The sequence below is a fragment of the Aeromonas sp. R7-5 genome (assembly GCF_040908015.1).
Lineage (GTDB): Bacteria > Pseudomonadota > Gammaproteobacteria > Enterobacterales > Aeromonadaceae > Aeromonas > Aeromonas caviae.
Map to the genome: position 1 here is coordinate 92,014 of NZ_JBFOCZ010000008.1, position 21,168 is coordinate 113,181.

25 protein-coding genes are annotated in these 21,168 nt (G+C 61.4%); 16 read left to right on the forward strand and 9 right to left on the reverse strand.

Features of this window, described 5'->3' with window-relative positions:
• Positions 1-46: 46 nt before the first annotated feature.
• Entirely contained in the window at positions 47-436 is a 390-nt protein-coding gene (locus AB5Y53_RS03200; protein ID WP_041214080.1) for a nuclear transport factor 2 family protein, read from the reverse strand.
• A gap of 110 nt (positions 437-546) precedes the next feature.
• Positions 547-1,554 carry a substrate-binding domain-containing protein gene (locus AB5Y53_RS03205; protein ID WP_039039499.1) on the reverse strand — a complete coding sequence of 336 codons (1,008 nt, stop codon included), beginning with the start codon at positions 1,552-1,554 and terminating at the stop codon, positions 547-549.
• A gap of 88 nt (positions 1,555-1,642) precedes the next feature.
• On the opposite strand from AB5Y53_RS03205, the gene AB5Y53_RS03210 reads away from it, so the two are divergent.
• Positions 1,643-2,293, forward strand: a complete 651-nt coding sequence (locus AB5Y53_RS03210; protein ID WP_128273078.1) for a Qnr family pentapeptide repeat protein — start codon at positions 1,643-1,645, stop codon at positions 2,291-2,293.
• A 206-nt stretch (positions 2,294-2,499) separates the two neighbouring features.
• On the opposite strand, the gene AB5Y53_RS03215 is transcribed toward AB5Y53_RS03210, so the two are convergent.
• Both AB5Y53_RS03215 and gpmM read right to left on the reverse strand, forming a co-directional pair.
• Positions 2,500-3,903 carry a peptidoglycan DD-metalloendopeptidase family protein gene (locus tag AB5Y53_RS03215; protein WP_368181119.1) on the reverse strand — a complete coding sequence of 468 codons (1,404 nt, stop codon included), beginning with the start codon at positions 3,901-3,903 and terminating at the stop codon, positions 2,500-2,502.
• A gap of 9 nt (positions 3,904-3,912) precedes the next feature.
• A complete protein-coding gene (gene gpmM / locus AB5Y53_RS03220; protein ID WP_039039496.1) occupies positions 3,913-5,442 on the reverse strand; it encodes a 2,3-bisphosphoglycerate-independent phosphoglycerate mutase in 1,530 nt (509 codons plus the stop codon).
• A 348-nt stretch (positions 5,443-5,790) separates the two neighbouring features.
• Here gpmM and AB5Y53_RS03225 point away from each other — a divergent pair, with 348 nt between their 5' ends.
• The 3 genes from AB5Y53_RS03225 to gpsA are packed head-to-tail and all read left to right on the forward strand — an operon-like array spanning position 5,791 to position 7,747.
• The gene (locus tag AB5Y53_RS03225; protein WP_010672546.1) at positions 5,791-6,222 is read left to right on the forward strand and encodes a rhodanese-like domain-containing protein; all 432 of its coding nucleotides are present in this window, start codon (positions 5,791-5,793) and stop codon (positions 6,220-6,222) included.
• A gap of 47 nt (positions 6,223-6,269) precedes the next feature.
• Complete coding sequence (gene secB / locus AB5Y53_RS03230; protein ID WP_010672547.1) at positions 6,270-6,740, forward strand: protein-export chaperone SecB; 471 nt, start codon at positions 6,270-6,272, stop codon at positions 6,738-6,740.
• A gap of 2 nt (positions 6,741-6,742) precedes the next feature.
• Positions 6,743-7,747: an NAD(P)H-dependent glycerol-3-phosphate dehydrogenase gene (gene gpsA, locus AB5Y53_RS03235; protein ID WP_010672548.1), complete on the forward strand. Its 1,005-nt coding sequence runs from the start codon at positions 6,743-6,745 to the stop codon at positions 7,745-7,747.
• 69 nt (positions 7,748-7,816) lie between these two features.
• Here gpsA and nfuA read toward each other — a convergent pair whose 3' ends face one another.
• Both nfuA and AB5Y53_RS03245 read right to left on the reverse strand, forming a co-directional pair.
• The gene (gene nfuA, locus AB5Y53_RS03240; protein ID WP_010672549.1) at positions 7,817-8,395 is read right to left on the reverse strand and encodes a Fe-S biogenesis protein NfuA; all 579 of its coding nucleotides are present in this window, start codon (positions 8,393-8,395) and stop codon (positions 7,817-7,819) included.
• Positions 8,396-8,543: 148 nt separating this feature from the next.
• Positions 8,544-9,272, reverse strand: coding sequence for a ComF family protein (locus tag AB5Y53_RS03245; protein WP_368181120.1), 729 nt, complete (start codon positions 9,270-9,272; stop codon positions 8,544-8,546).
• Positions 9,273-9,310: 38 nt separating this feature from the next.
• Here AB5Y53_RS03245 and bioH point away from each other — a divergent pair, with 38 nt between their 5' ends.
• The 3 genes from bioH (at position 9,311) to AB5Y53_RS03260 (ending at position 11,144) form a co-directional block, all read left to right on the forward strand.
• Positions 9,311-10,075 carry a pimeloyl-ACP methyl ester esterase BioH gene (gene bioH / locus AB5Y53_RS03250; protein WP_010672551.1) on the forward strand — a complete coding sequence of 255 codons (765 nt, stop codon included), beginning with the start codon at positions 9,311-9,313 and terminating at the stop codon, positions 10,073-10,075.
• Positions 10,076-10,147: 72 nt separating this feature from the next.
• Positions 10,148-10,381 (forward strand): flagellar biosynthesis protein FlgE, encoded by a 234-nt coding sequence (locus AB5Y53_RS03255; RefSeq protein WP_323951083.1) that lies wholly within the window; start codon positions 10,148-10,150, stop codon positions 10,379-10,381.
• A gap of 1 nt (position 10,382) precedes the next feature.
• Complete coding sequence (locus tag AB5Y53_RS03260; protein WP_290434875.1) at positions 10,383-11,144, forward strand: putative metalloprotease CJM1_0395 family protein; 762 nt, start codon at positions 10,383-10,385, stop codon at positions 11,142-11,144.
• A 58-nt stretch (positions 11,145-11,202) separates the two neighbouring features.
• Here AB5Y53_RS03260 and AB5Y53_RS03265 read toward each other — a convergent pair whose 3' ends face one another.
• Together AB5Y53_RS03265 and greB are read right to left on the reverse strand one after the other, a co-directional pair.
• Positions 11,203-13,509: a Tex family protein gene (locus AB5Y53_RS03265; RefSeq protein WP_368181121.1), complete on the reverse strand. Its 2,307-nt coding sequence runs from the start codon at positions 13,507-13,509 to the stop codon at positions 11,203-11,205.
• Between the two features lie 268 nt (positions 13,510-13,777).
• On the reverse strand, positions 13,778-14,251 hold the full coding sequence (greB, locus tag AB5Y53_RS03270; protein ID WP_039039492.1) for a transcription elongation factor GreB: 474 nt from the start codon (positions 14,249-14,251) through the stop codon (positions 13,778-13,780).
• A 202-nt stretch (positions 14,252-14,453) separates the two neighbouring features.
• On the opposite strand from greB, the gene ompR reads away from it, so the two are divergent.
• Together ompR and envZ are read left to right on the forward strand one after the other, a co-directional pair.
• On the forward strand, positions 14,454-15,173 hold the full coding sequence (gene ompR / locus AB5Y53_RS03275) for a two-component system response regulator OmpR (protein WP_010672556.1): 720 nt from the start codon (positions 14,454-14,456) through the stop codon (positions 15,171-15,173).
• Complete coding sequence (gene envZ / locus AB5Y53_RS03280) at positions 15,170-16,480, forward strand: two-component system sensor histidine kinase EnvZ (protein ID WP_010672557.1); 1,311 nt, start codon at positions 15,170-15,172, stop codon at positions 16,478-16,480. The genes ompR and envZ overlap by 4 nt, the downstream gene beginning before the upstream one ends.
• A 36-nt stretch (positions 16,481-16,516) precedes the next feature.
• Here envZ and AB5Y53_RS03285 read toward each other — a convergent pair whose 3' ends face one another.
• Positions 16,517-17,431, reverse strand: a complete 915-nt coding sequence (locus tag AB5Y53_RS03285) for a DMT family transporter (protein WP_319921799.1) — start codon at positions 17,429-17,431, stop codon at positions 16,517-16,519.
• A 355-nt stretch (positions 17,432-17,786) separates the two neighbouring features.
• On the opposite strand from AB5Y53_RS03285, the gene rpsJ reads away from it, so the two are divergent.
• From rpsJ to rplV, 7 genes are read left to right on the forward strand one after another with little or no spacing between them, the layout of a single operon-like run.
• Positions 17,787-18,098, forward strand: a complete 312-nt coding sequence (gene rpsJ / locus AB5Y53_RS03290; protein ID WP_005307944.1) for a 30S ribosomal protein S10 — start codon at positions 17,787-17,789, stop codon at positions 18,096-18,098.
• Between the two features lie 22 nt (positions 18,099-18,120).
• Positions 18,121-18,753, forward strand: coding sequence for a 50S ribosomal protein L3 (gene rplC, locus AB5Y53_RS03295; RefSeq protein WP_010672559.1), 633 nt, complete (start codon positions 18,121-18,123; stop codon positions 18,751-18,753).
• 17 nt (positions 18,754-18,770) lie between these two features.
• Positions 18,771-19,376 carry a 50S ribosomal protein L4 gene (rplD, locus tag AB5Y53_RS03300; RefSeq protein ID WP_005340616.1) on the forward strand — a complete coding sequence of 202 codons (606 nt, stop codon included), beginning with the start codon at positions 18,771-18,773 and terminating at the stop codon, positions 19,374-19,376.
• Entirely contained in the window at positions 19,376-19,675 is a 300-nt protein-coding gene (gene rplW, locus AB5Y53_RS03305) for a 50S ribosomal protein L23 (protein WP_342690021.1), read from the forward strand. Before rplD ends, rplW begins: the two co-directional genes overlap by 1 nt.
• Before the next feature lie 15 nt (positions 19,676-19,690).
• Entirely contained in the window at positions 19,691-20,512 is an 822-nt protein-coding gene (gene rplB / locus AB5Y53_RS03310; protein WP_010672560.1) for a 50S ribosomal protein L2, read from the forward strand.
• 22 nt (positions 20,513-20,534) lie between these two features.
• A complete protein-coding gene (gene rpsS / locus AB5Y53_RS03315) occupies positions 20,535-20,813 on the forward strand; it encodes a 30S ribosomal protein S19 (protein ID WP_005307960.1) in 279 nt (92 codons plus the stop codon).
• Between the two features lie 10 nt (positions 20,814-20,823).
• Entirely contained in the window at positions 20,824-21,168 is a 345-nt protein-coding gene (rplV, locus tag AB5Y53_RS03320) for a 50S ribosomal protein L22 (RefSeq protein WP_010672561.1), read from the forward strand.

Genomic DNA, 21,168 nt, shown 5'->3' on the forward strand with positions numbered 1-21,168 from the left:
GTCTGCCTTCCTGCCCGCCATGGCGGTGTCTGCGGGTTGCCGGCAGTCAGCGCCGCGAGCCGATATCCGCATCCTCCTTGCTGCCTGCCAGCAGACAGGTCACCTCGTCGGTGTGGCAGATCCGATCGCCGCGAAAGGTGAAGAGGCCGCTCACCTTGCAGACCAGGGTGCCGCCGTCCTGGCGGGTGGCCCGTACCACATGGGTCGAGTGCACCCGCTCCCCCTGCGCCAGGGTGGCGACAAACTCGATGCTCGCACCGGCCAGATGGCGGCGCAGTGTTGCGATGTGCTGGTGAAACGCCGGGTAGTCGAGCCGCTCGCCGTTCACCTCCTGGCAGTAGTCGGGGGTGAACCAGGCGTCGAGCTCCGCCAGGGGGAAGGCGGGATCGCAGATGACGCGCTGCAGGCAGGCTTTCAATCGTTCGGTGTGGTGCATGGTCTGCTCCTGACAGGGTGGATGGAGGAGCCAGCATAGGCCAGGGGGCGGCGAGGGGAGAGGGGAGAAGGCGCCATCATGGCGGTCGAACGCGCCATGATGGACGGGGATCAGCCGAGGCTTTCCCCCTCATAGAGGGAGAAGCCGATGTCCTTGCACCTGGTCGCCAGCGGCTGGCCGCCGAGGCGGGCCAGCAGCATGATGGCGGCTTCGCGACCTATGGTCTCGCGGGGGGTGACGATGCTGGCGAGCTTGGGGGTCATGGCGTGGCCGATGTCGAGGGCGTTGCTGCCGGCAATGGCCACCTGCTGGGGCACCGGGATCCACCTGGCCTGGCATTGCAGCAGGGCCCCCACTGCGAGGTCGTCGTTGGTGCAGAACAGGCCGTCGAGATCGGGGAAGCGCGCCATGGCCTGGGCCAGCAGCTCTCCCCCCAGGGTGAAGCTGGAGGATTGCTCCGTCAGCAGGTGCTGGCCGGTCAGACCGAAATCGGCCATCGCCTGGTAGTAGCCTTCCATTCGCAGCTGGGTGCGCACGTCGAGCCGGGCACCGAGGTAGATCACCTTGCGCCGTCCCCGGCGCAGCATCTCTGTTACCATGGCCCGGGCGGCGGCCCGGTGATCCATGCCCACCACCATGTCGATGGGGGAGAGGGGCAGATCCATGGTCTCCACCACCGGGATGCCGGCGGTGGCGATCATCTTGCGGGTGCGCTCGGTGTGCTGGGTGTCCGAGAGGATGAGCCCGTCCACGTTGTAGGAGAGGAGGGAGGCGACCTGCTCCTCCTCCCGCTCCGGGCTGTAGCCGTAGTGGGCGAGCAGGGTCTGGTAGCCGGCGGGCCGGGTCACCGCCTCGATGCCGTGGATCACCGCCGAGAAGACCTGGTTGGAGAGGGAGGGGATCAGGATGCCGATCGCCTTGCTGGTGGCGTTCGACAGCATGTCCGGCGCCCGGTTCGGGATGTAGCCGAGCTCCTCCACCGCGGCGGCGATGCGCTCGCGGGTCCCTTCGGCCACGGCGGACGGGTCGCGCAGGTAGCGGCTGACGGTCATCTTGGTGACACCGGTCAGGTCGGCAATGTCCTGCAGGGTAGGGCGGCGCTTGCGGGTGTCGTTCATCTGGGGATCCGGCAAAAAATGTTACACGTAACATTACCGTTTTTGCACGGTAATGTCAGCATATGACGCCATCAACAGGGGGCAGGGGATGATCAAGGGCAGGTGTTTCGAGGGGGTCCACTTCGAGCAGCAGGAGGTGGAGGGGGAGCAGTTCCAGGGGTGCCGCTTCATCGGCTGTCACTTCTCCTGGCTGGATCTCGGGGAGAGCCGCTTCGTCGACTGCAGCTTCTATGACAGGGAACGGGAGCTGGGATGCCTGTTTCAGGGCTGCGATCTGAGGGAGGCGAGCTTCCTGCGCTGCGATCTCACCCTGGCGGACTTCGGCCGCAGCCAGTGTCTTGGGCTGGAGATGCGCGACTGCCAGGCCATGGGGATCAACTTCGCCCATGCCAGCTTCGCCAACCGGATCACTGCCAAAAGCTATTTCTGCGAGGCCCACCTCACCGGCAACAACTTCAGCTACGCCAACTTCGAAAGCTGCCTGCTGGAGCGGTGCGAGCTTGCCGGAAACCGCTGGCAGGGGGCCAACCTGCTGGGCGCCTCCCTGGCAGGCTCGGATCTCAGCGGCTCCGAGTTCGGGCAAATCGACTGGACCAGCTTCAACCTGCAAGGCTGCGATCTGCGCCAGTGCGATCTGCCCGGTCTGGATCTGCGCCGGGTCGACCTCGCCGGGGTGCAGATCAATGAAGATCAGCAGCAGGGGCTGCTGGAGCAGATCGGGCTGGTGGTCTTCCCCTGAGCGGGGTGGAAAAGAGGTAAGTTTTCATCATCGGGGCGGGCGGTGTGGTGCCTCCCCTGCCAAGCAAAAAGCTTGCGCGATGCAGACTTTTTGTCAGGTGAAGTGGTAAACGACGCGGTGTTGCTGTCTTTTGCTCCCTGTTCCCCTCGCGGGAGAAGGGCTGGAGATGAGGTAGCGGACTCCACTCGGGCACCGCCAAGGCGGGCCTAGCGTCTGGCCAGCCACTTGGTCGGGTTGATGGCCTCGCCCTGATAGCGGATCTCGAAGTAGAGGCCGGAGCGCTCCTGTCCGCCGCTGTCGCCGACCAGGGCCACGGGTTCCCCTTGCTCCACCTTTTGTCCCACCTGTCGCAGCAGCGACTGGTTGTGGCCGTAAAGGCTCATGTAACCCTTGCCGTGGTCGATGACCAGCAGCATGCCGAAGCCGTCGAGCCAGTCGGCGTAGACCACCTGTCCCGGTGCCACCGCCTTGACCTGGGTCCCTTCGCTGGCGCCGATCAGGGTGCCCTTCCACTTCAGCTCGGCGGTACGCGGCGAGCCGTAGGAGATGAGGATGGGGCCCTGCACCGGCCAGCGCAGGTTGCCACCCGTGCTCAGACCGCCGTAGCCGTTGCTGCTTGCCTTGGCGCTGTTGCGGGCGGCCGCTTGCTGCTGCGCCACCTTGGCCTGCTGTTCGGCGACGCGTTGCTGCTGGGCCGCCAGCCGCTGCTGTTCGCCGACCTGGCGCTGCTGGGCGGCGATCCGCTGCTGCTCCTCAATGCGTTTCTGTTCGGCTGCCAGGCGCTGGGCCTCCAGACGGCGCTGGCGCTCCTGCTCGGCCTTGATCTTGGCAAGGCGCTCCCGCTCGGCCCGTTCGCGGCGTTCCTTTTCTTCCTGCTGACGACGCAGCTCTTCCAACCGCGCCTTGAGCGCCTTCTCCGCCTTGACCAGCTTGTCGAGCTTCTGCTCGTCGGCCTGCACCGATTGCTGCAACTGGTTGCGCACCTTGGCACGGCTCTGCTGGCTGGCCAGCAGGCTCTGGTGATGCTCCTGCTGCTCGCCGAGCAGGGTCTGGAGGCGGTTCTCGGTCTCTCTGGTGGCCTGCTGGTTCTTGGCCAGCTTGTCACGGGTGGCGCGCAGGGCTTCAATGGCCTCGATACGGGCCTTGTTGAGGTAGTCGAAATAGTCGAGGGCGCGGCTCAGCTTGGCCGGAGCCTGCTGGTTGAGCAGCAGTTTGAGGTAATCGTGGTTGCCCGCCTGGAAGGCGCTTTCCGCCTGCTTGGCCAGCAACTGCTTCTGGTGTTTGGCTTGTTGCTCCAGTGCCAGCTTGTCCTGCTGCAGGGACGCCAGCTTCTGCTGGTTCTGCCGGAGTTGCTGTCTGGTCTGCTCGAGTTTGGCGGCGGCAGCCGAAATGGCCTGCTCGTCAGCCTTGAGCTGGGTGTTGAGCTTGGCAAGCTCCTGCTTGCTGAGCTTGAGGGTCTGTTGCTGTTCCTTGATCTGGGACTGCATGGCCCCCAGCTGCTGGTTCGCAGCCCGGGCTGTGCCGGTACCACCGATCAGGCAAAAAAACAGCGCGCCGGCCAACAGGCCGACGCGACTGGTTTTCTGTGAAATAATTTCGCATCCCCGCATGGGGCAGGATTATTTCAGAATCATCAGGGGCTTGCCAGTCATTTCCGGCGGCACCGGCAGACCCATCAGGGTCAGCATGGTGGGGGCCAGATCGGACAGTTTGCCACCTTCGGCGACCTCGGCTTTACGACCGAAGTAGATGAGGGGAACCGGCAGATTGGTGTGGGCGGTGTGGGCCTGACCAGTCTCTTCGTCCATCATCTTCTCGGCGTTGCCATGGTCTGCGGTGATGAGGCACTCGCCACCCACTTCCGCCAGGGCGTCGGTGACGCGACCGATGCAGTGGTCGACCGCTTCACAGGCTTTGACGGCCGCATCGAACACGCCGGTGTGGCCGACCATGTCGCCGTTCGGGTAGTTGCAGATGATGACGTCGTACTTGCCGCTCTTGATGGCCGCAACCAGCTTGTCGGTCAGCTCTTCGGAGCTCATCTCCGGCTGCAGGTCATAGGTAGCCACTTTCGGGCTCGCTACGATTTCGCGATCTTCGCCGCTGAAGCAGGCCTCTTCGCCACCGTTGAAGAAGAAGGTGACGTGGGCGTACTTCTCGGTCTCGGAGATGCGCAGCTGGGTCTTGCCCTGCTTGGCCAGCCACTCACCCAGGGTGTTGACCAGGGCGGTGGGCGGGTAGGCGCAGGCGGTTTTGATGTCGGCCGCGTATTCGGTCAGCATCACGAAGTGCAGGGCCGGGGTGGCGGTGCGGGCGAAGCCGGTGAAGTCGGTATCGACGAAGGCGCGGGTGATCTCGCGGGCGCGGTCGGCACGGAAGTTCATGAAGATCAGCGCATCGCCGTCGATCATCGGTACAGCGTCGCCGATGCGGGTGGCCTTGACGAACTCGTCGTTCTCGTCGCGGGCATAGGCGGCGGCCAGCGCGTCGGTGGCGTTGTCGGCGGTGAATTCGCCCTTGCCCTGGGTCATCAGGTCATAGGCCTGCTGTACGCGATCCCAGCGGTTGTCGCGGTCCATGGCGTAGTAACGACCGATCATGGAGGCAAAACGGCCCTTGCCCAGGCGGGCAAACAGGGCGTCGAACAGCTCGATGGAGGACTGGGCACTGCGCGGCGGGACGTCGCGGCCATCCAGGAAGGCGTGGAAGTAGATCTGCTCGGCGCCACGCTTGGCGGCCATCTCGATCATGCCCATGATATGCTCTTCGTGGCTGTGTACGCCACCCGGGGACATCAGACCCATGATGTGCACGGCCTTGCCCTTGGTCACGGCAGCGTCGACAGCCTTGGCCAGCTCGACGTTCTGGAAGAAGTCGCCGTCCTGGATGTCCTTGGAGATGCGGGTCAGCTCCTGATAGACGACGCGACCGGCACCGATGTTGGTGTGGCCCACTTCGGAGTTGCCCATCTGGCCGTCCGGCAGACCCACGTCCAGGCCGGAGCCGGAGATCAGGGTGCTGGTGTAGTCACGGGCCAGGCGATCCAAGTTGGGGGTCTTGGCGGCAGCAACGGCGTTGTACTCTTGCTTGGTGCTGTAGCCCCAACCGTCCATGATGACCAGAACCAGCGGTTTCTTAGCTGTTGACATAAGGCTATGTCCTCTCGGATAGGAATGAATTGCGGGAAGTGAAACTAGCGTAATATTACTACATCTGCCGAAATAGTCACCTGATAGCCAAGTCCCTCTCCAGCCTCGCTTTTTAACTGTTATCCCGCTGTTTTAGGCATGTTGCCGGCTTGTCTGCCGCGGCGGGTTTTCCTCTGTTTCCCCCCTCTTTTCGGCATGGCGCATCCTCTCGTTCGGCCCGGTTGGAGGAGGAAGAATCGGCAGCCATCCTTGATGGGAGCTTGCTCTCGCTTTGCCGCCAAGATGGCTGATCTTATGCAGGGCCCCATGTATACTCGGGCCCTTGTCTTGGTCCCTGGATAGTAGAAGATGCAAGAGTACTTGGATTTCGCGGCCCGCAATCCGCTGCTGACCGCAGCCTGGTTGGGCCTGGCAGGCACCCTGGTGTATACCACTGTGCGTGCTCGTTTTTCTCCGGTGAAGGCGGTCAACAACCACGCCGCTACCCTGCTTATCAACCGTGAAAATGCCACCGTCGTGGACATTCGCAGTCAGGATGAATTTGCCAAGGGCCATCTGGCCGGGGCCCATCACCTGCCGCTCGCCCAGATCCAGGCGAATAATCTGGGTCCGGTTGAAAAGCACAAGGATGCCCCCATCATAGTGGTGTGCGAGTCGGGGATGACCGCTGGTGGCGCGGGTCGCCAACTGAGCAAGGCCGGTTTCAAGCAGGTGTATGTGCTCAGCGGTGGCATGGCCCAATGGCGTGCAGACAATCTGCCGGTGACCAAAAAACGCTGATTTAAGGGCCTGCGCCCACTCATTATCTTAAAAAGGAATCAAACGAAATGGCTGACGAAATCAACAACCAGGAAGTGCAACCGGAATTCCACATCCAGCGTGTCTACACCAAGGATGTCTCCTTCGAAGCCCCGAATACCCCGCACATCTTCCAGAAAGAGTGGCAGCCGGACGTCAAACTGGACATGGACACCAAGACCAATGTCCTGGCCGACAGCGTCTATGAAGTGGTGCTGACCCTGACTGTCACCTGCAAGCTGGAAACCGAGACCGCCTTCCTGTGCGAAGTGCAGCAAGCCGGCATCTTCACCATCGGCAACCTGCCTGAGCCGCAACTGGCCCACTGCCTGGCGGCCTTCTGCCCGAACATCCTGTTCCCGTATGCCCGCGAAGCGGTGTCCAACCTGGTGAGCAAGGGTTCCTTCCCGCAGCTGAACCTGGCACCGGTCAACTTCGACGCCCTGTTCGCCCAGCACATGGCGCAGGTACAGGCCCAGCAGGCGACTGCGGAAGCCTGATAATGGCCGACCAGATCGCAATCTCGGTCCTGGGGGCGGGGTCTTATGGCTCCGCCCTTGCCATTTCTCTGGCGCGCAACGGTCATCCGACCCTGCTGTGGGGTCACGACCCTGCCCATGTCGCCGAGCTGGAACAGGATCGCTGCAACAAGGCATTCTTGCCGGATGTCCCCTTCCCGGCCGATCTGCAACTGACGTCGGATCTGCAGGCGGCGGTGCAAGCCGCTCCCGTGCTGCTGCTGGTGGTGCCGAGCCATGTGTTCGGCCAGGTACTGGCCCGGGTCAAACCCTTCCTGCGCCCGGATACCCGGATCGCCTGGGCCACCAAGGGGCTGGAGCCGGACAGCGGCCGTCTGCTGCAAGAGGTGGCGCGGGAGGTGCTGGGGGATGCCATTCCACTGGCGGTCATCTCGGGCCCGACCTTCGCCCGCGAGCTGGCTGCCGGTCTGCCGACCGCCATCTCGGTGGCCTCGACCCACGACGACTTTGCCGACGATCTCTCCCACCTGCTACACTGCGGCCGCTCGTTCCGGGTCTATACCAATCCGGACTTCATCGGTCTGCAGCTGGGCGGGGCGGTCAAGAACGTCATCGCCATCGGTGCCGGTCTCTCTGACGGACTCGGCTTTGGCGCCAACGCCAGAACTGCGCTCATCACTCGGGGCCTGGTGGAGATGCAGCGTCTGGGCGCCGCCCTCGGGGCCGACGCCAAGACCTTCATGGGGATGGCGGGGCTCGGGGATCTGGTACTGACCTGTACCGACAACCAGTCGCGCAACCGCCGTTTCGGTCTGGCGCTGGGAGCGGGCAAGTCGGTTGACACCGCCATGGCCGAGATAGGCCAGGTGGTGGAAGGCTATCGCAACACCAAGGAGGTGCATCTGCTGGCGGCCCGCTGTGGCGTCGAGATGCCCATCTGCGAACAGATCTTCAAGGTGCTCTACGAGGGCAAGAATCCGAAAGAGGCGGCCATCGCCCTGCTGTCGCGAGACAAGAAGGACGAGTGATCTGCCAGCCGCAGAATGCAAAAGGCCCCGCCAGCTGGCGGGGCCTTTTCTTTGCCGCAAGGGGGCAAATCAGTAGTAGGAGTGGTCGCCGCGCTGGTGCTCGGTGGCATCCTTGACGCCGTTGAGCTCGCCCGGGAATTTCTCCAGCAACTGCTTCTCGATCCCCTCTTTCAGGGTGTAGTCGACCATGGAGCAACCGTTGCAACCGCCGCCAAACTGCAGGATGGCCAGTTTGTCGTCGGTCAGCTCGACCAGGGTGACCTTGCCGCCGTGACCGGCCAGCATGGGGTTCACCTCGGACATCAACACGTACTCGATGCGGTCGATCAGCGGGGCGTCGTCGGCCACCTTGCGCATCTTGGCGTTCGGGGCTTTCAGGGTGAGCTGGGAGCCCATCTGATCGGTGACGAAGTCGATGGTGGCATCCACCAGGAAGGGGGCGCTCAGGGGATCGACCAGGCAGTCGAAGCCGCTGAAGGGCAGGTGCTGATCTTCCGGATCGACCGCGTCGGGTGGGCAATAGGATACGCCGCACTCGGCATTCTGGGTTCCCGGATTGACCACAAACACCCGGATGTTGGTGCCATCAGGCTGCTTCTCCAGCAACTTGCGGAAGTGGGCCTGGGCGGTGTCGGAAATGCTGATCATCACTATCCTCATAAACCTGAGTGTACGACTAGGGTATTCATGATAACTCGCTTGGCGGGGCTTGGGTAGCGTGCCGATGGCGAGCCTGTGAGCCCGGGCGTATCGGAATCATGCCGCCTGCGGACTCCCGGGCCGGATCCCTGCCCGGTTATTTCAGGTGTCGGAGGGTACGGCAGATGGCCCACACCTCCACCGTGGTGACGCCGTGCTCATGAAGCAACCGGGTGAGCTGACCTGCGGTGGCGCCCGTGGTGACCACATCATCGAGCAGTGCCACATGCCGGTAGTGGTGAGGTTCTATTTCGAAGGCGCCACGCAGATTGCGTCGCCGCTGGCCGGCACTGAGCCGGGTCTGTTGCGGGGTCGACCTTGTCCGGCGCAGTACGCGGGTGTCGCAAGGAATGCCGGTGAGTGCGCTCAGGGCATGGCCGATTTCTTCTGCCTGGTTGAAGCCTCGCCACCACTGGCGCCACCAGTGCAGGGGAACCGGAATGATGACCTGCGGCGGGTTGGCGAGATCCAGATGGTCTGCCAGCAGGCGGGCAAGCAGCGGCGCGAGCAGGATCTGACCGGAATACTTCAGCCGGGGGATGAGTTGGGCATAAGGTGCCTGATAATCGCCGATCACCTGCAAACGCTCCCAGGGGGCGGGTCTGCGCTGGCAGCGTCCGCACAGCAGTTCGCTCTCGCGATGTTGCTCCGGCAGCGGTGCTGCACACATCAGGCATCGTCTGTCGTGTTGGCGCTGGGCGTGGCGGCACCAGGAGCACAACAAGGGCGTGTCGTCACAGGGTTGGCGACAGAGCAGGCACAGACCGAGCCAGTCGGACTGGGTGCCAAGGATCGGACTTGCTTTGGCGAGCAGCCGCTTTAACATGCAGGCTCCAAGCAGATAAACAGGGATCTTGAGTCTAGATGAGCGTATCGGTTGAGCGGTTTGGCCAGGGCCCGGACCTGGTGTTGTTGCATGGCTGGGGCATGAACGGGGCCGTCTGGCACGGTATTGCCCAAGAACTGGCTGCCCACTATCGGCTGCATCTGGTGGACCTGCCCGGCTTTGGCAACAGCCCCCTGCAAGCAGGGACAGACTACACCCTGCCCTGGCTGGCAGAGCAGGTGGCGGCCATATTGCCTGAAAAATGCCATCTGCTCGGCTGGTCCCTCGGTGGTCTGGTGGCGAGTCAGTTGGCGCTGACCATGCCTGAACGCCTTCACTCTCTCATTACCGTAGCCAGTTCTCCCTGCTTCATGGCCCGCGACGAGTGGCCCGGGATTGCCCCCAAGGTGCTGGCGGGGTTTAACCAGATGCTGGCCGGCGACTTCATGCAGACCATAGAGCGCTTCCTCGCGATCCAGGCCATGGGCAGCGAGCACGCCAGAAACGACATTCGCCAGTTGCGTCACTGGCTGGCGGAGCGACCCGCTCCCCGGCTTGCGGCCTTGGAGGCGGGTCTGGGCCTGCTGGCCGAGGTCGATCTGCGGGATGAACTGATCGGCCTGGATCTGCCCTGGCTGCGTCTTTACGGCAGGCTGGATACCCTGGTGCCGAAGGCCGCCATTCCCTTGCTGGATGCGCGCTACCCTGCCAGCCACAGTCTGGTGCTGGAGAAGGCATCCCATGCTCCCTTCATCTCCCATCCAGAGCAGTTCATCACCCTCCTGCGGCGGTTCATTGACTGAGATTTGAGCGGCAGGCTTCAATAACTCGTCAGGTTGGTGGATAATTAGCCAACCCTACAGAGGAGTGTGCCAATGCGTATCGAATCAGCCATGACGGCGGGCGTGCAGGGGTTCCAACGAGCCGAGCAGTTGGCGGGCCAGGCGTCCAGCCAGATCGCCCGTCTCAATACGTCAGCGGGTGAGCAGGTGCAGTTGCCGGATGAACTGGTGAATCTCAAGGTGGCCGAGCTGCATGCCGGGGCATCCGCCAAAGTGATCCAGACGGCCAGCGACATGCTGGGCACCCTGATCGATATCCGGGTGTGACATGAACATCAACGTCAGTCTGCCGACCATCATTCCGAATCAACTGCAGCCGCAGACGGAATCGGCACAGACTGACAACCGCCGCGCAGAACTGGTGCCCCCCAGCCGCCAGAGCGAAGCGTCCAATGCCGAGTCCGGCGTCGGTTCCCAGAAAGAGAGATCCCGGGCCGCCCAGGCCAATCCCGCCGCCCCATCCTCGTCCACGAAAGAGAACAGCCAGACCGGCCCCGTGATGGTGGCGCACCGTTTTGTCGAGGCAACGGGGGAGGAGGGGGAGCGTCGACAACGTCAGGAGGGTGAACAGCAGGAGCAGCAAAAGCAGCAGCGTCAGGTGGCTGCGCTGGTCGAACGGGATCTCGAAGTTCGCAAGCACGAGCAGGCGCACCAGGCAGCCGGCGGCGAGCATGCGGGGAGTCCTACCTACCAGTTTTCCCGTGGGCCGGATGGCAAGCGTTATGCCACCGGGGGGGAGGTGGTCATCGACATGGGGACCATTCCCGGGGATCCCGCCGCGACCATCGCCAAGATGCAGCAGGTGCGTGCCGCAGCACTGGCTCCCGATGAACCATCGTCACAAGACATGAGTGTGGCCCGTGCCGCCTCTGGCAAGGAGGCACAGGCCCGCAAGGATCTGATGACCCTCAGGCAGGAAACCACAGGCCCGCTCGGTGCTTATATGGACAATCGAAACCAGGTGATTGCCAGGCACTATCAGCAAGCGGTGAGGCCGGCCTCCCCGCATAGCCTGAGTCAGGACGTTTGATCCCGCTCCGTGCAGGCATGAAAAAGCCCCTTTCGGGGCTTTTTTGCATTCTGGGGGCTTATTTCTTCAGTTTCGACAGGGCAGCCGCGAAGGCGTTGCCCATGGCACCCTCGGTCGGAGCGCTCTGACGGGGCGCCTGTTTCGGTCGGGCGTTGCCGGTGTGACGCGGCTCGGCCGGTTTGCGTGCAGGCTGGCCGGCTTTTTCATCCAGACGCATGGTCAGACTGATGCGTTTGCGCGGTACGTCGACTTCCAGCACCTTGACCCGGACGATGTCACCGGCCTTGACCACCTCGCGGGGATCCTTGACGAAGCGATCGGTGAGGGAAGAAATGTGCACCAGCCCGTCCTGATGGACGCCGATGTCGACGAAGGCGCCGAAGTTGGTGACGTTGGTGACCACACCCTCCAGCACCATCTCGGGCACCAGATCGCTGATTTTCTCCACCCCTTCCTTGAAGGTGGCGGTCTTGAACTCGGGACGCGGGTCGCGGCCAGGCTTGTCCAGTTCGCCGATGATGTCGGTGACGGTAGGCACCCCGAACTGCTCGTCGGTGTAGTCGGTGGGCTTGAGGGTGCGCAGCAGGCTGCTGTTGCCGAGCAGGCTGTCCACGGTCTGCTCCAGCTTGGCGAGGATCCGCTCCACCACCGGGTAGGATTCCGGGTGCACCGCCGAGCCGTCCAGCGGGTTGCTGCCGCCCCGAATGCGCAGGAAGCCGGCGCACTGCTCGAAGGCTTTGGGCCCGAGTCGGCTGACTTTCAGCAACTGCTGACGACTCTTGAAGGCGCCGTTCTCGTCGCGGTAGGCGACGATGTTCTGGGCCAGGGTCTGGGAGAGGCCGGAAACCCGGTTGAGCAGGGCGACCGAGGCGGTATTCACATCCACCCCCACCGCGTTCACGCAATCCTCGACCACCGCGTCGAGGCGGCGGGCCAGCTGGCTCTGGCCGACATCGTGCTGGTACTGACCGACACCGATGCTCTTGGGGTCGATCTTGACCAGCTCTGCCAGGGGATCCTGCAGCCGGCGGGCGATGGAGACGGCGCCGCGAATGGAGACGTCGAGATCCGGGAACTCCTGGGAGGCAAGCTCGGAGGCGGAGTAGACCGATGCCCCCGCTTCACTGACCACGATCTTCTGCGCCTTGGCGGCCGGGTAGCGCTCGAACAGATCGCTCACCAGGCGGTCGGTTTCCCGGGATGCGGTGCCGTTGCCGATGCTGATGAGCTCGACCTTGTGCTTCTGGCACAGCTCGCTCAGGGTCTTGAGACTCTGGTCAACCTGGCGCTTGGGTTCGAACGGATAGATGGTCGCGTGATCGACCAGCTTGCCGGTGGCATCCACCACCGCCACCTTGACCCCGGTGCGGATGCCGGGATCCAGCCCCATGGTGCAGCGCATGCCGGCCGGTGCCGCCATCAGTAGATCCTTGAGGTTCATGGCGAACACCTTGATCGCCTCCTCCTCTGCTGACTCGCGGATGCGGCCGATCAGCTCGGTTTCCATCTGCAGGGAGAGCTTGATCTTCCAGGTCCAGCTCACCACCCCCTGCAGCCACTTGTCGGCCGGGCGGTGTTGCAGGTTGAGTCTGAGGTGATGGGCGATGATCCCTTCGCAGGGGCTGGTACCCTCATCCTCGCCGGTGACCAGCGCCAGGTTGAGGATCCCCTCGTTGCGGCCGCGCAACATGGCCAGCACCCGGTGGGAGGGGGCCTTGTGCAGGGGTTCGTCGTGTTCGAAGTAGTCCTTGAATTTGGCCCCTTCCTGCTCCTTGCCGGCCACCACGCGGGCACGCAGGGTGGCGTTGTGCCACAGGTAGTCCCGCAACTTCTCAAGGAGATCGGCCTGCTCGGCGAAGCGCTCCATCAGGATGTAACGGGCACCGTCGAGGGCGGCCTTGCCATCGGTGATCCCCTGCTCGGCATTGAGGAAGCGAACCGCCTCTTGCTCGGGATCCTTCATGGGGTCACCCAGCAGCAAATCCGCCAGTGGCTCCAGCCCCGCCTCGATGGCCATCTGCCCCTTGGTGCGCCGCTTGGGCTTGTAGGGGAGGTAGAGGTCTTCCAGCCGGGTCTTGCTGTCGGCATCGTTCAGCTCGCGGGCCAGCTCGGGGGTCAGTTTGCCCTGCTCTTCAATGGAGCGCAGGATCACCTGGCGGCGATCCGCCAGTTCACGCAGGTAGCCGAGGCGGCTCTCCAGGGTACGCAGCTGGCTGTCGTCCAGACCGCCGGTCACCTCTTTGCGGTAACGGGCGATGAAGGGAACGGTCGCGCCTTCGTCCAGCAGGCGAACGGCTGCCTGCACCTGTTCCGGGCGGGCATTCAGCTCACCGGCGATCTGATGTTCTATTACGTGGCTTTGCATCGAGGGTCTCTTGGTCGGGTCCTGTCTAACTGGCCAGCGTGGGGCTATGTCGCCGAACAGGGGGTCTGTCCTGGCGATACTTTAGATACCTGCCAGGCCACTGCCGCGCGGGCCGGTTGGCGCCGCAAGGCGCCGAGTGTGAGCACTATATGGGGTCGGGCAGCGGGATGCCACCCCGGTAGAAATGACGTTTCTCATACCCGGTGGGCGGACATGCTCGGTCTCTCCTGGCCTTGTCAGCCGATTTGGCCGTCTGGGTCGGCCTGGCTTATTTGGGATAGCTGATCTCATTGATGTACCAGCAGGCGTCACCCACTGGCGTTTGCACCATGGCTTCATCGCCCACCTCTTTCTTGAGCAGGGCGCGGGCCATGGGGGAATCGATGGAGATGTAATCCTTGCGACCGAAGATCTCGTCATAGCCGACGATGCGAAAGCGCTTGGTCTCACCCTCGTCGTTTTCCACCTCGACCCAGGCGCCGAAGAAGACCTTGCCCTCCTGGGAGGGTGAGTAGTCGACTATGGTCAGCTCTTCCAGGCACTTGCGCAGGTAGCGAACCCGGCGGTCGATCTCCCGCAGGCGTTTCTTGTTGTACTGGTAATCGGCATTCTCGCTGCGATCACCCAGGCTCGCCGCCCAGGCCACTTTTTTGGTGACATCGGGCCTCTCCTCCCGCCAGAGCATGTCGTGCTCCTGCCGGAGCCTGGTGTAGCCTTCACGGGTAATGAGTTTGGTTTTCATGGAGTTATCACTCCCTCGCCAATTGCATCCGGTTGCTCGGGATCTTAGTCATTGTCGCCGCGCTGTCGAGCAAAAAGCAGAGCTGGCCATCCATCCTTCCCGGCTCCGGGGCCGAATGAGGGCAATAACCGGTAACATATTTATGCTTTGTGGTTGCAGGGGGCGGCTCTAGTATGAGGGGAGACAGAAAAGAGAGGTGGCAATGAGTCAGCAATACAAGGTCCTGGTGGTGGACGACGATCTGAAACTGCGTTCCTTGCTGGAGCGCTACCTCACCGAGCAGGGGTTTGTAGTGCGAGGTGTCGCCAACGGGGAGCAGGCCGATCGCCTGCTGACGCGTGAAAACTTCAGCCTGATGGTGCTTGATCTGATGCTGCCGGGGGAAGACGGCCTCTCCATCTGCCGCCGCCTGCGCGAGGCCGGCAACCAGATCCCTGTCTTGATGCTCACCGCCAAGGGGGACGAAGTGGATCGCATCGTCGGTCTGGAGATGGGGGCCGACGATTATCTGCCCAAGCCGTTCAACCCCCGTGAGCTGCTGGCCCGGATCCGCGCCGTGCTGCGCCGCCATACCGTGGAGCTGCCCGGCGCCCCTTCCGCGGCGGAGAAGATGGTGAGTTTCGGGGCCTACCAGCTCAATCTGGCGACCCGTGAACTGAGCCGTGATGGCGAACCGGTTGCCCTGACCAGCGGGGAGTTCGCCGTGCTCAAGGTGCTGGTGAGCCATCCGCGCGAGCCTCTCTCCCGCGACAAGCTGATGAACCTGGCCCGCGGTCGCGAATATACCGCCACCGAGCGCAGCATTGATGTGCAGGTCTCCCGCCTGCGCCGCCTGCTGGAACAGGACCCGGCCCAGCCTCGCTATCTGCAGACCGTCTGGGGTCTGGGGTATGTGTTCGTACCGGACGGTGAGAACGCATGAAGAAAGTGGGCAGCATGTTCTCCCGTATGCTCTGGTTTCTGGCTGCCGTGCTGGTGGTCTATCAAGTCGTCTCCTACGTTACCTTCTACAACTACCTGCTGGCGCCGACCGTCAAGCAGATCAGCCACCTGCTGGCAAACCAGGTCAAACTCATCTTTCCGGTGGACAACAACCAGCTGGCGCTCAGTGAAGATGCCGAGGCGCTGGTCTATGTGACCACTGGCAGCGACATCTATACCCAGAGCGAGGCGGAGCAGCACGGGCTGAATGATTCCAAGCCCTACCCCTATCTGGAGCAGAGCATCAGCCGCGAATTGAAAGGGGATACCAGGGTCAGAGTTGAAATCCAGGATCACTACATCATCTGGATCCAGCCTCCCCAGGCCAGCCAGATGTGGGTGCGTATTCCCCTGACTGAAATTGAAGATGACGACATCGAACCGCTCATCCTCTATATGAGCGTCTTGCTGGTGGTGACCCTGTTTGCAGCCTGGCGTTTTGCCCGTCAGCTGGTGCGACCGCTGGAGGATCTGGAAGCGGGGGCCGTGGCGGTGGCGCGCGGCAACTTTCCCGATGCCCTGGGGGAGCAGGGCTCGCGGGAGGTGCGCCGCCTGACCCGCACCTTCAACCACATGTCGAGCTCCATCAAGGGGCTGATCGAGGAGCGCAACCTGATGATGGCCGGGGTATCCCACGATTTGCGCACCCCTCTCACCCGCATTCGTCTCGCAACCGAGATGATGTCCTCGGGGGATGAGTACCTCAAGGAGAGCATCAATGCGGACATCGATGAGTCGAACGGCATCATCGATCAGTTCATCGACTACATTCGCCCGAACGAGGGGCTCGATGCCCGGCCCGTCGACCTGACCCAGCTCATTCACGATGCGTTGCTGATGCAGACCGATCAGGGACTGGAAGTGGAGCTGCTCCTGCCGGAGGAGGCGGTGCGTGTGGCCTGCCATCCCATCAGCATTCGCCGTATCCTCAACAATCTGTCGGGCAACTCCCTGCGCTATGGCGCGACCCGGTTGCAGGCCGAGCTCAGGGATGATGGCCACTGGGTGCGGCTGCGACTCTCCGACAATGGCCCGGGGATCGCAGAAGAGGACTACTCACGGGTGCTCAAGCCCTTCACCCAGGGCAATGTGGCGCGCACCGGTGGCGGCAGCGGGCTGGGGCTGGCCATCGTTGCCAAGATAGTCTCCCAGCATCACGGCACCATCAGGTTGGGGCGCTCCGAACTGGGGGGCTTGCAGGTGGAGATCCGGCTACCCAAGAACCAGCCGCTGGAGTGGATGGATTGAAAGCAGGGCGTATCGAGAGATGCGCCCTTTTGTCTGTCAGGGGTGGGGGTTGCTCACCTTGCGGTAGCGCTTGCCATATTTGAGTTGCTGGATAAGCAGGGCGGCGACGATGAGAGCCAACCCGATGGGGGTTGCCGGGTGAATGGTTTCGCCGATCAACAGGTTGAGCAGCACCAGAGAGGCAAACGGCGAGATGAAGATGAGGTTGCTGATGGGGGCTGTGTTGGTGGCGTGGCGCAGGGCCATCAGCCAGAGCACGAAACCGAAGCCCATCTCGAACAGCCCCACATAGATGGCGCCGGCCCATCCCTGCCAGGCGGTCATGGCAAAGTCCGAGAGCAACCAGGTCGCCACGATGATGAAGGGCAGGCTGATGAGGAAGCCGAGCAGCAGGCTGACGACGGGATCCCCCTGATTGCGGGTGTTGAGGATCCAGTAACCGGCCCAGATCAGGGTCGACACCAGCGCCAGCGTGACGCCGAGGGGGCTGTCGAACTGCAGACCGAACACGTCCCCCCTGGTGGCGATCACCAGGGCGCCGAAATAGCCGAGCACGATGGCGACGCCATCGCGGCGGCGCAGCTTTTGACCGAGGAAGGGAACGGCCAGCAGGCTGAGGGTGATGGCCCAGGTGTAGTTGAGAGTCTGTGCCTGCTGGGCGGGCAGCAGATCATATGCCTTGAACAGCAGCAGGTAATAGAGGAAGGGGTTCAGGACCCCGAGAGCGAGGTAGTAGAGGGGGCGACTCTTGATGTAGTCGAGCAGTAGCGGCAGTTTGCCCTGACAGGCCACGATGCACCCCAGGGTCAGGGTCGAGGTGCAGGCCGCGACCAGCAGCAGCTGTACCGGTTCAAAGTAGGCGAGGGAGATCTTGAAGGCGCTGGCCACCGTGGACCAGAGGGCGACGGCACAGAGCCCGTACTGGTAGGCTTTCTTCTGATTCTTGAGCATGGGATGGGTTCCGCAGACAGGGGCGAGGGCGCAGTCTATCAGCCTGTTTGCAACATTGTCGTTACCCCTGCCAGGCAAGGGCTTGCCCAGCCGTTGGCGAGATCCATCTGTCACATAAAATTGCGCACAATCTGTCCGCCTTCACTTGCGTGAGTGGAAAAAATCCGTATAATCCTCTCCGCTTGCCCATGAGGCAGCCAGACGATATGTCTGCTTGCTGAGCTTCCCGTTTACGAGTTGCCAGCCATACAGTCCTCCCGATATGGGAGGAAACGTGAAAAATCACACCTCTGGCGGGAGCAGTCCCGGTCGGGCGGTGTTGATTTATGTTCTTTTATCTATTGGAGCTCTGTCAATGCAGAACCAAAGAATCCGTATCCGCCTGAAGGCTTTTGATCATCGCCTGATCGATCAATCCACTGCGGAAATCGTTGAAACTGCTAAGCGCACTGGCGCGCAGGTTCGCGGTCCTATCCCGCTGCCGACTCGCAAAGAGCGTTTCACCGTTCTGATCTCCCCGCACGTCAACAAAGACGCGCGTGATCAGTACGAGATCCGCACTCACAAGCGTCTGGTAGACATCGTTGAGCCGACTGACAAGACCGTAGACGCTCTGATGCGTCTGGATCTGGCAGCTGGTGTAGACGTCCAGATCAGCCTGGGTTAATTACGGAAAGAGGTTGATAACAATGACAATCGGTCTTGTAGGTCGCAAAGTGGGTATGACTCGCATCTTCACTGAAGATGGCGTTTCTATCCCGGTGACTGTTATCGAAGTTGAAGCTAACCGTGTAACTCAGGTCAAATCTGTAGAAACCGACGGCTACAACGCTATTCAGGTTACCACTGGCGCCAAGAAAGCCAGCCGCGTAACCAAGCCGGAAGCTGGCCACTTCGCCAAAGCTGGTGTAGAAGCCGGTCGCGGTCTGTGGGAATTCCGCCTGAACAACGGTGAAACTTTCACTGTTGGTAGCGAGCTGAAAGTAGATCTTCTCGCTGACGTTAAGCTGGTAGACGTTACCGGCACATCCAAGGGTAAAGGTTTTGCCGGTACTGTTAAGCGCTGGAACTTCCGTACCCAGGATATGACCCACGGTAACTCCCTGTCCCACCGTGTACCTGGCTCCATCGGTCAAAACCAGACCCCGGGCCGTGTATTCAAGGGCAAGAAGATGGCTGGTCACATGGGTGCTGAGCGTGTAACGACTCAGAACCTGGAACTGGTTCGTGTTGACGCTGAACGCAACCTGCTGCTCATCAAAGGCGCAGTACCGGGTGCAACCAACGGCAACGTGATCGTCAAACCTGCCGTCAAAGCGTAACGTCTGAGGAGATAGTAATGGAATTGGTAATGAAAGACGCCAAGAGCGCTCTTGAAGTTTCCGAGACTACCTTCGGGCGCGAATTCAACGAAGCTCTGGTTCACCAGGTTGTCGTTGCATATGCCGCTGGTGCCCGTCAGGGTACTCGTGCGCAGCTGACTCGCTCTGAAGTGTCTGGTGGCGGCAAAAAGCCGTGGCGTCAGAAGGGTACTGGTCGTGCCCGTGCTGGCTCCATCCGTTCGCCCATCTGGCGTTCCGGTGGTGTGACCTTTGCTGCTAAGCCGCAAGATCACAGCCAGAAAGTAAACAAGAAGATGTACCGCGGCGCTATCCGTAGCATCCTGTCCGAGCTGGTACGTCAAGAGCGCCTGATCGTTGTTGAGAAGTTCGGCATCGAAGCGCCGAAGACCAAAGAACTGATCGCCAAGCTGAAAGAAATGGAACTGACTGACGTTCTGATCGTGACTGCTGAAGTCGATGAGAACCTGTTCCTGGCTGCTCGTAACCTGTACAAAGTTGACGTGCGTGACGTTGCCGGTATCGACCCGGTCAGCCTGATCGCTTTCGACAAGGTTCTGATGACTGCTGACGCAGTTAAGCAAATCGAGGAGATGCTGGCATGATCCGTGAAGAGCGTCTGCTGAAAGTTCTGAAGGCTCCGCACATCTCTGAAAAGAGCACCATGGTCGCAGAAAAGCAGAACACTATCGTGTTCAAAGTTGCTGTTGATGCCACCAAGGCGGAAGTCAAAGCTGCAGTTGCGAAACTGTTCGAGGTCGAAGTTGAGACCGTCCGTACCCTGAACATGAAGGGTAAGACCAAGCGCGCAGGTGCACGCGTAGGCCGTCGTTCCGATTGGAAAAAGGCTTATGTGACCCTGAAAGCTGGTCAGGACATCGACTTCATGGGCGCAGCCGAGTAAGAGGAGTTCTGAAAAATGGCAATCGTTAAGTGCAAGCCTACTTCTCCGGGCCGCCGCCACGTCGTCAAGATCGTCAACCAAGAGCTGTACAAGGGCAAGCCCTTCGCCGCTCTGCTGGACAGCAAAAGCAAGTCCGGTGGCCGTAACAACAACGGTCGTATCACCACTCGTCACATCGGTGGTGGTCACAAGCAACACTACCGTCTGATCGACTTCAAGCGCGACAAAGACGGCATTCCGGCCAAAGTTGAGCGTCTGGAATACGATCCCAACCGTACCGCAAACATCGCCCTGGTGCTGTATGCAGACGGTGAGCGTCGTTACATCCTGGCTCCGAAAGGCCTGAAAGCTGGTGATGCAATCGCCTCTGGTGCTGATGCTGCCATCAAGGTAGGTAACACCCTGCCGATGCGCAACATCCCGGTCGGTTCTACCGTTCACGCCGTAGAGATGAAGCCTGGTAAAGGTGCCCAGCTGGCTCGTTCCGCTGGTACTTTCATCCAGATCCTGGCTCGTGAAGGTAACTATGTAACTCTGCGTCTGCGTTCCGGCGAAGTACGTAAAGTTCTGGCCGAGTGCCGCGCTACCATCGGTGAAGTGGGTAACTCCGAGCACATGCTGCGTCAACTGGGTAAAGCCGGTGCTAACCGCTGGCGTGGTATTCGTCCGACCGTTCGCGGTATGGCGATGAACCCGGTTGATCACCCGCACGGTGGTGGTGAGGGTCGTAACAAGGGCATGCAGCCTGTGTCCCCATGGGGCCAGAAGGCTAAGGGCTTCAAGACCCGTAAGAACAAGCGTACCGACAAGTACATCGTACGTCGTCGTAACAAGTAATTGTTAACATAGAGGAATCACCATGCCACGTTCTCTCAAGAAGGGTCCATTTATCGACCTGCACTTGCTGAAGAAGGTAGAGAAAGCGGTGGAAAGCGGGGATAAAAAGCCGGTTAAGACCTGGTCCCGTCGTTCAATGATCATCCCGAACATGATCGGTTTGACCATCGCTGTCCATAATGGTCGTCAGCACGTTCCGGTTTTCGTTACCGAAGAAATGATCGGTCACAAACTGGGTGAATTCGCACCGACTCGTACTTATCGCGGCCATGCTGCTGATAAGAAGGCTAAGAAGCGCTAAGGGATAAATGATGGAAGCTATCGCTAAACACCGTTATGCCCGTACTTCTGCCCAGAAAGCTCGTCTGGTAGCCGATCAAGTACGTGGTCTGTCCGTAGACAAGGCTCTGAACATCCTGACCTTCAGCCCGAAAAAGGCTGCTGTTCTGGTGAAGAAAGTGCTGGAATCTGCCATTGCCAACGCTGAGCACAACGAAGGTGCCGATATCGACACCCTGCGTGTTGCCACCATCATGGTAGACGAAGGTCCCTCCATGAAGCGCATCCGCCCGCGTGCCAAAGGTCGCGCGGATCGTATCCTCAAGCGTACCGCTCACATCACTGTAGTGGTATCCGACGCTAAGGCTGGGAGATAA

Bases quoted from the DNA above. Each gene is read 5' to 3' on its own strand.
- AB5Y53_RS03200 (WP_041214080.1), bottom strand. From the start codon at position 436: ATGCACCACACCGAACGATTGAAAGCCTGCCTGCAGCGCGTCATCTGC.
- AB5Y53_RS03205 (WP_039039499.1), bottom strand. From the start codon at position 1,554: ATGAACGACACCCGCAAGCGCCGCCCTACCCTGCAGGACATTGCCGAC.
- AB5Y53_RS03210 (WP_128273078.1), top strand. From the start codon at position 1,643: ATGATCAAGGGCAGGTGTTTCGAGGGGGTCCACTTCGAGCAGCAGGAG.
- AB5Y53_RS03215 (WP_368181119.1), bottom strand. From the start codon at position 3,903: ATGCGGGGATGCGAAATTATTTCACAGAAAACCAGTCGCGTCGGCCTG.
- gpmM (WP_039039496.1), bottom strand. From the start codon at position 5,442: ATGTCAACAGCTAAGAAACCGCTGGTTCTGGTCATCATGGACGGTTGG.
- AB5Y53_RS03225 (WP_010672546.1), top strand. From the start codon at position 5,791: ATGCAAGAGTACTTGGATTTCGCGGCCCGCAATCCGCTGCTGACCGCA.
- secB (WP_010672547.1), top strand. From the start codon at position 6,270: ATGGCTGACGAAATCAACAACCAGGAAGTGCAACCGGAATTCCACATC.
- gpsA (WP_010672548.1), top strand. From the start codon at position 6,743: ATGGCCGACCAGATCGCAATCTCGGTCCTGGGGGCGGGGTCTTATGGC.
- nfuA (WP_010672549.1), bottom strand. From the start codon at position 8,395: ATGATCAGCATTTCCGACACCGCCCAGGCCCACTTCCGCAAGTTGCTG.
- AB5Y53_RS03245 (WP_368181120.1), bottom strand. From the start codon at position 9,272: ATGTTAAAGCGGCTGCTCGCCAAAGCAAGTCCGATCCTTGGCACCCAG.
- bioH (WP_010672551.1), top strand. From the start codon at position 9,311: ATGAGCGTATCGGTTGAGCGGTTTGGCCAGGGCCCGGACCTGGTGTTG.
- AB5Y53_RS03255 (WP_323951083.1), top strand. From the start codon at position 10,148: ATGCGTATCGAATCAGCCATGACGGCGGGCGTGCAGGGGTTCCAACGA.
- AB5Y53_RS03260 (WP_290434875.1), top strand. From the start codon at position 10,383: ATGAACATCAACGTCAGTCTGCCGACCATCATTCCGAATCAACTGCAG.
- AB5Y53_RS03265 (WP_368181121.1), bottom strand. From the start codon at position 13,509: ATGCAAAGCCACGTAATAGAACATCAGATCGCCGGTGAGCTGAATGCC.
- greB (WP_039039492.1), bottom strand. From the start codon at position 14,251: ATGAAAACCAAACTCATTACCCGTGAAGGCTACACCAGGCTCCGGCAG.
- ompR (WP_010672556.1), top strand. From the start codon at position 14,454: ATGAGTCAGCAATACAAGGTCCTGGTGGTGGACGACGATCTGAAACTG.
- envZ (WP_010672557.1), top strand. From the start codon at position 15,170: ATGAAGAAAGTGGGCAGCATGTTCTCCCGTATGCTCTGGTTTCTGGCT.
- AB5Y53_RS03285 (WP_319921799.1), bottom strand. From the start codon at position 17,431: ATGCTCAAGAATCAGAAGAAAGCCTACCAGTACGGGCTCTGTGCCGTC.
- rpsJ (WP_005307944.1), top strand. From the start codon at position 17,787: ATGCAGAACCAAAGAATCCGTATCCGCCTGAAGGCTTTTGATCATCGC.
- rplC (WP_010672559.1), top strand. From the start codon at position 18,121: ATGACAATCGGTCTTGTAGGTCGCAAAGTGGGTATGACTCGCATCTTC.
- rplD (WP_005340616.1), top strand. From the start codon at position 18,771: ATGGAATTGGTAATGAAAGACGCCAAGAGCGCTCTTGAAGTTTCCGAG.
- rplB (WP_010672560.1), top strand. From the start codon at position 19,691: ATGGCAATCGTTAAGTGCAAGCCTACTTCTCCGGGCCGCCGCCACGTC.
- rpsS (WP_005307960.1), top strand. From the start codon at position 20,535: ATGCCACGTTCTCTCAAGAAGGGTCCATTTATCGACCTGCACTTGCTG.
- rplV (WP_010672561.1), top strand. From the start codon at position 20,824: ATGGAAGCTATCGCTAAACACCGTTATGCCCGTACTTCTGCCCAGAAA.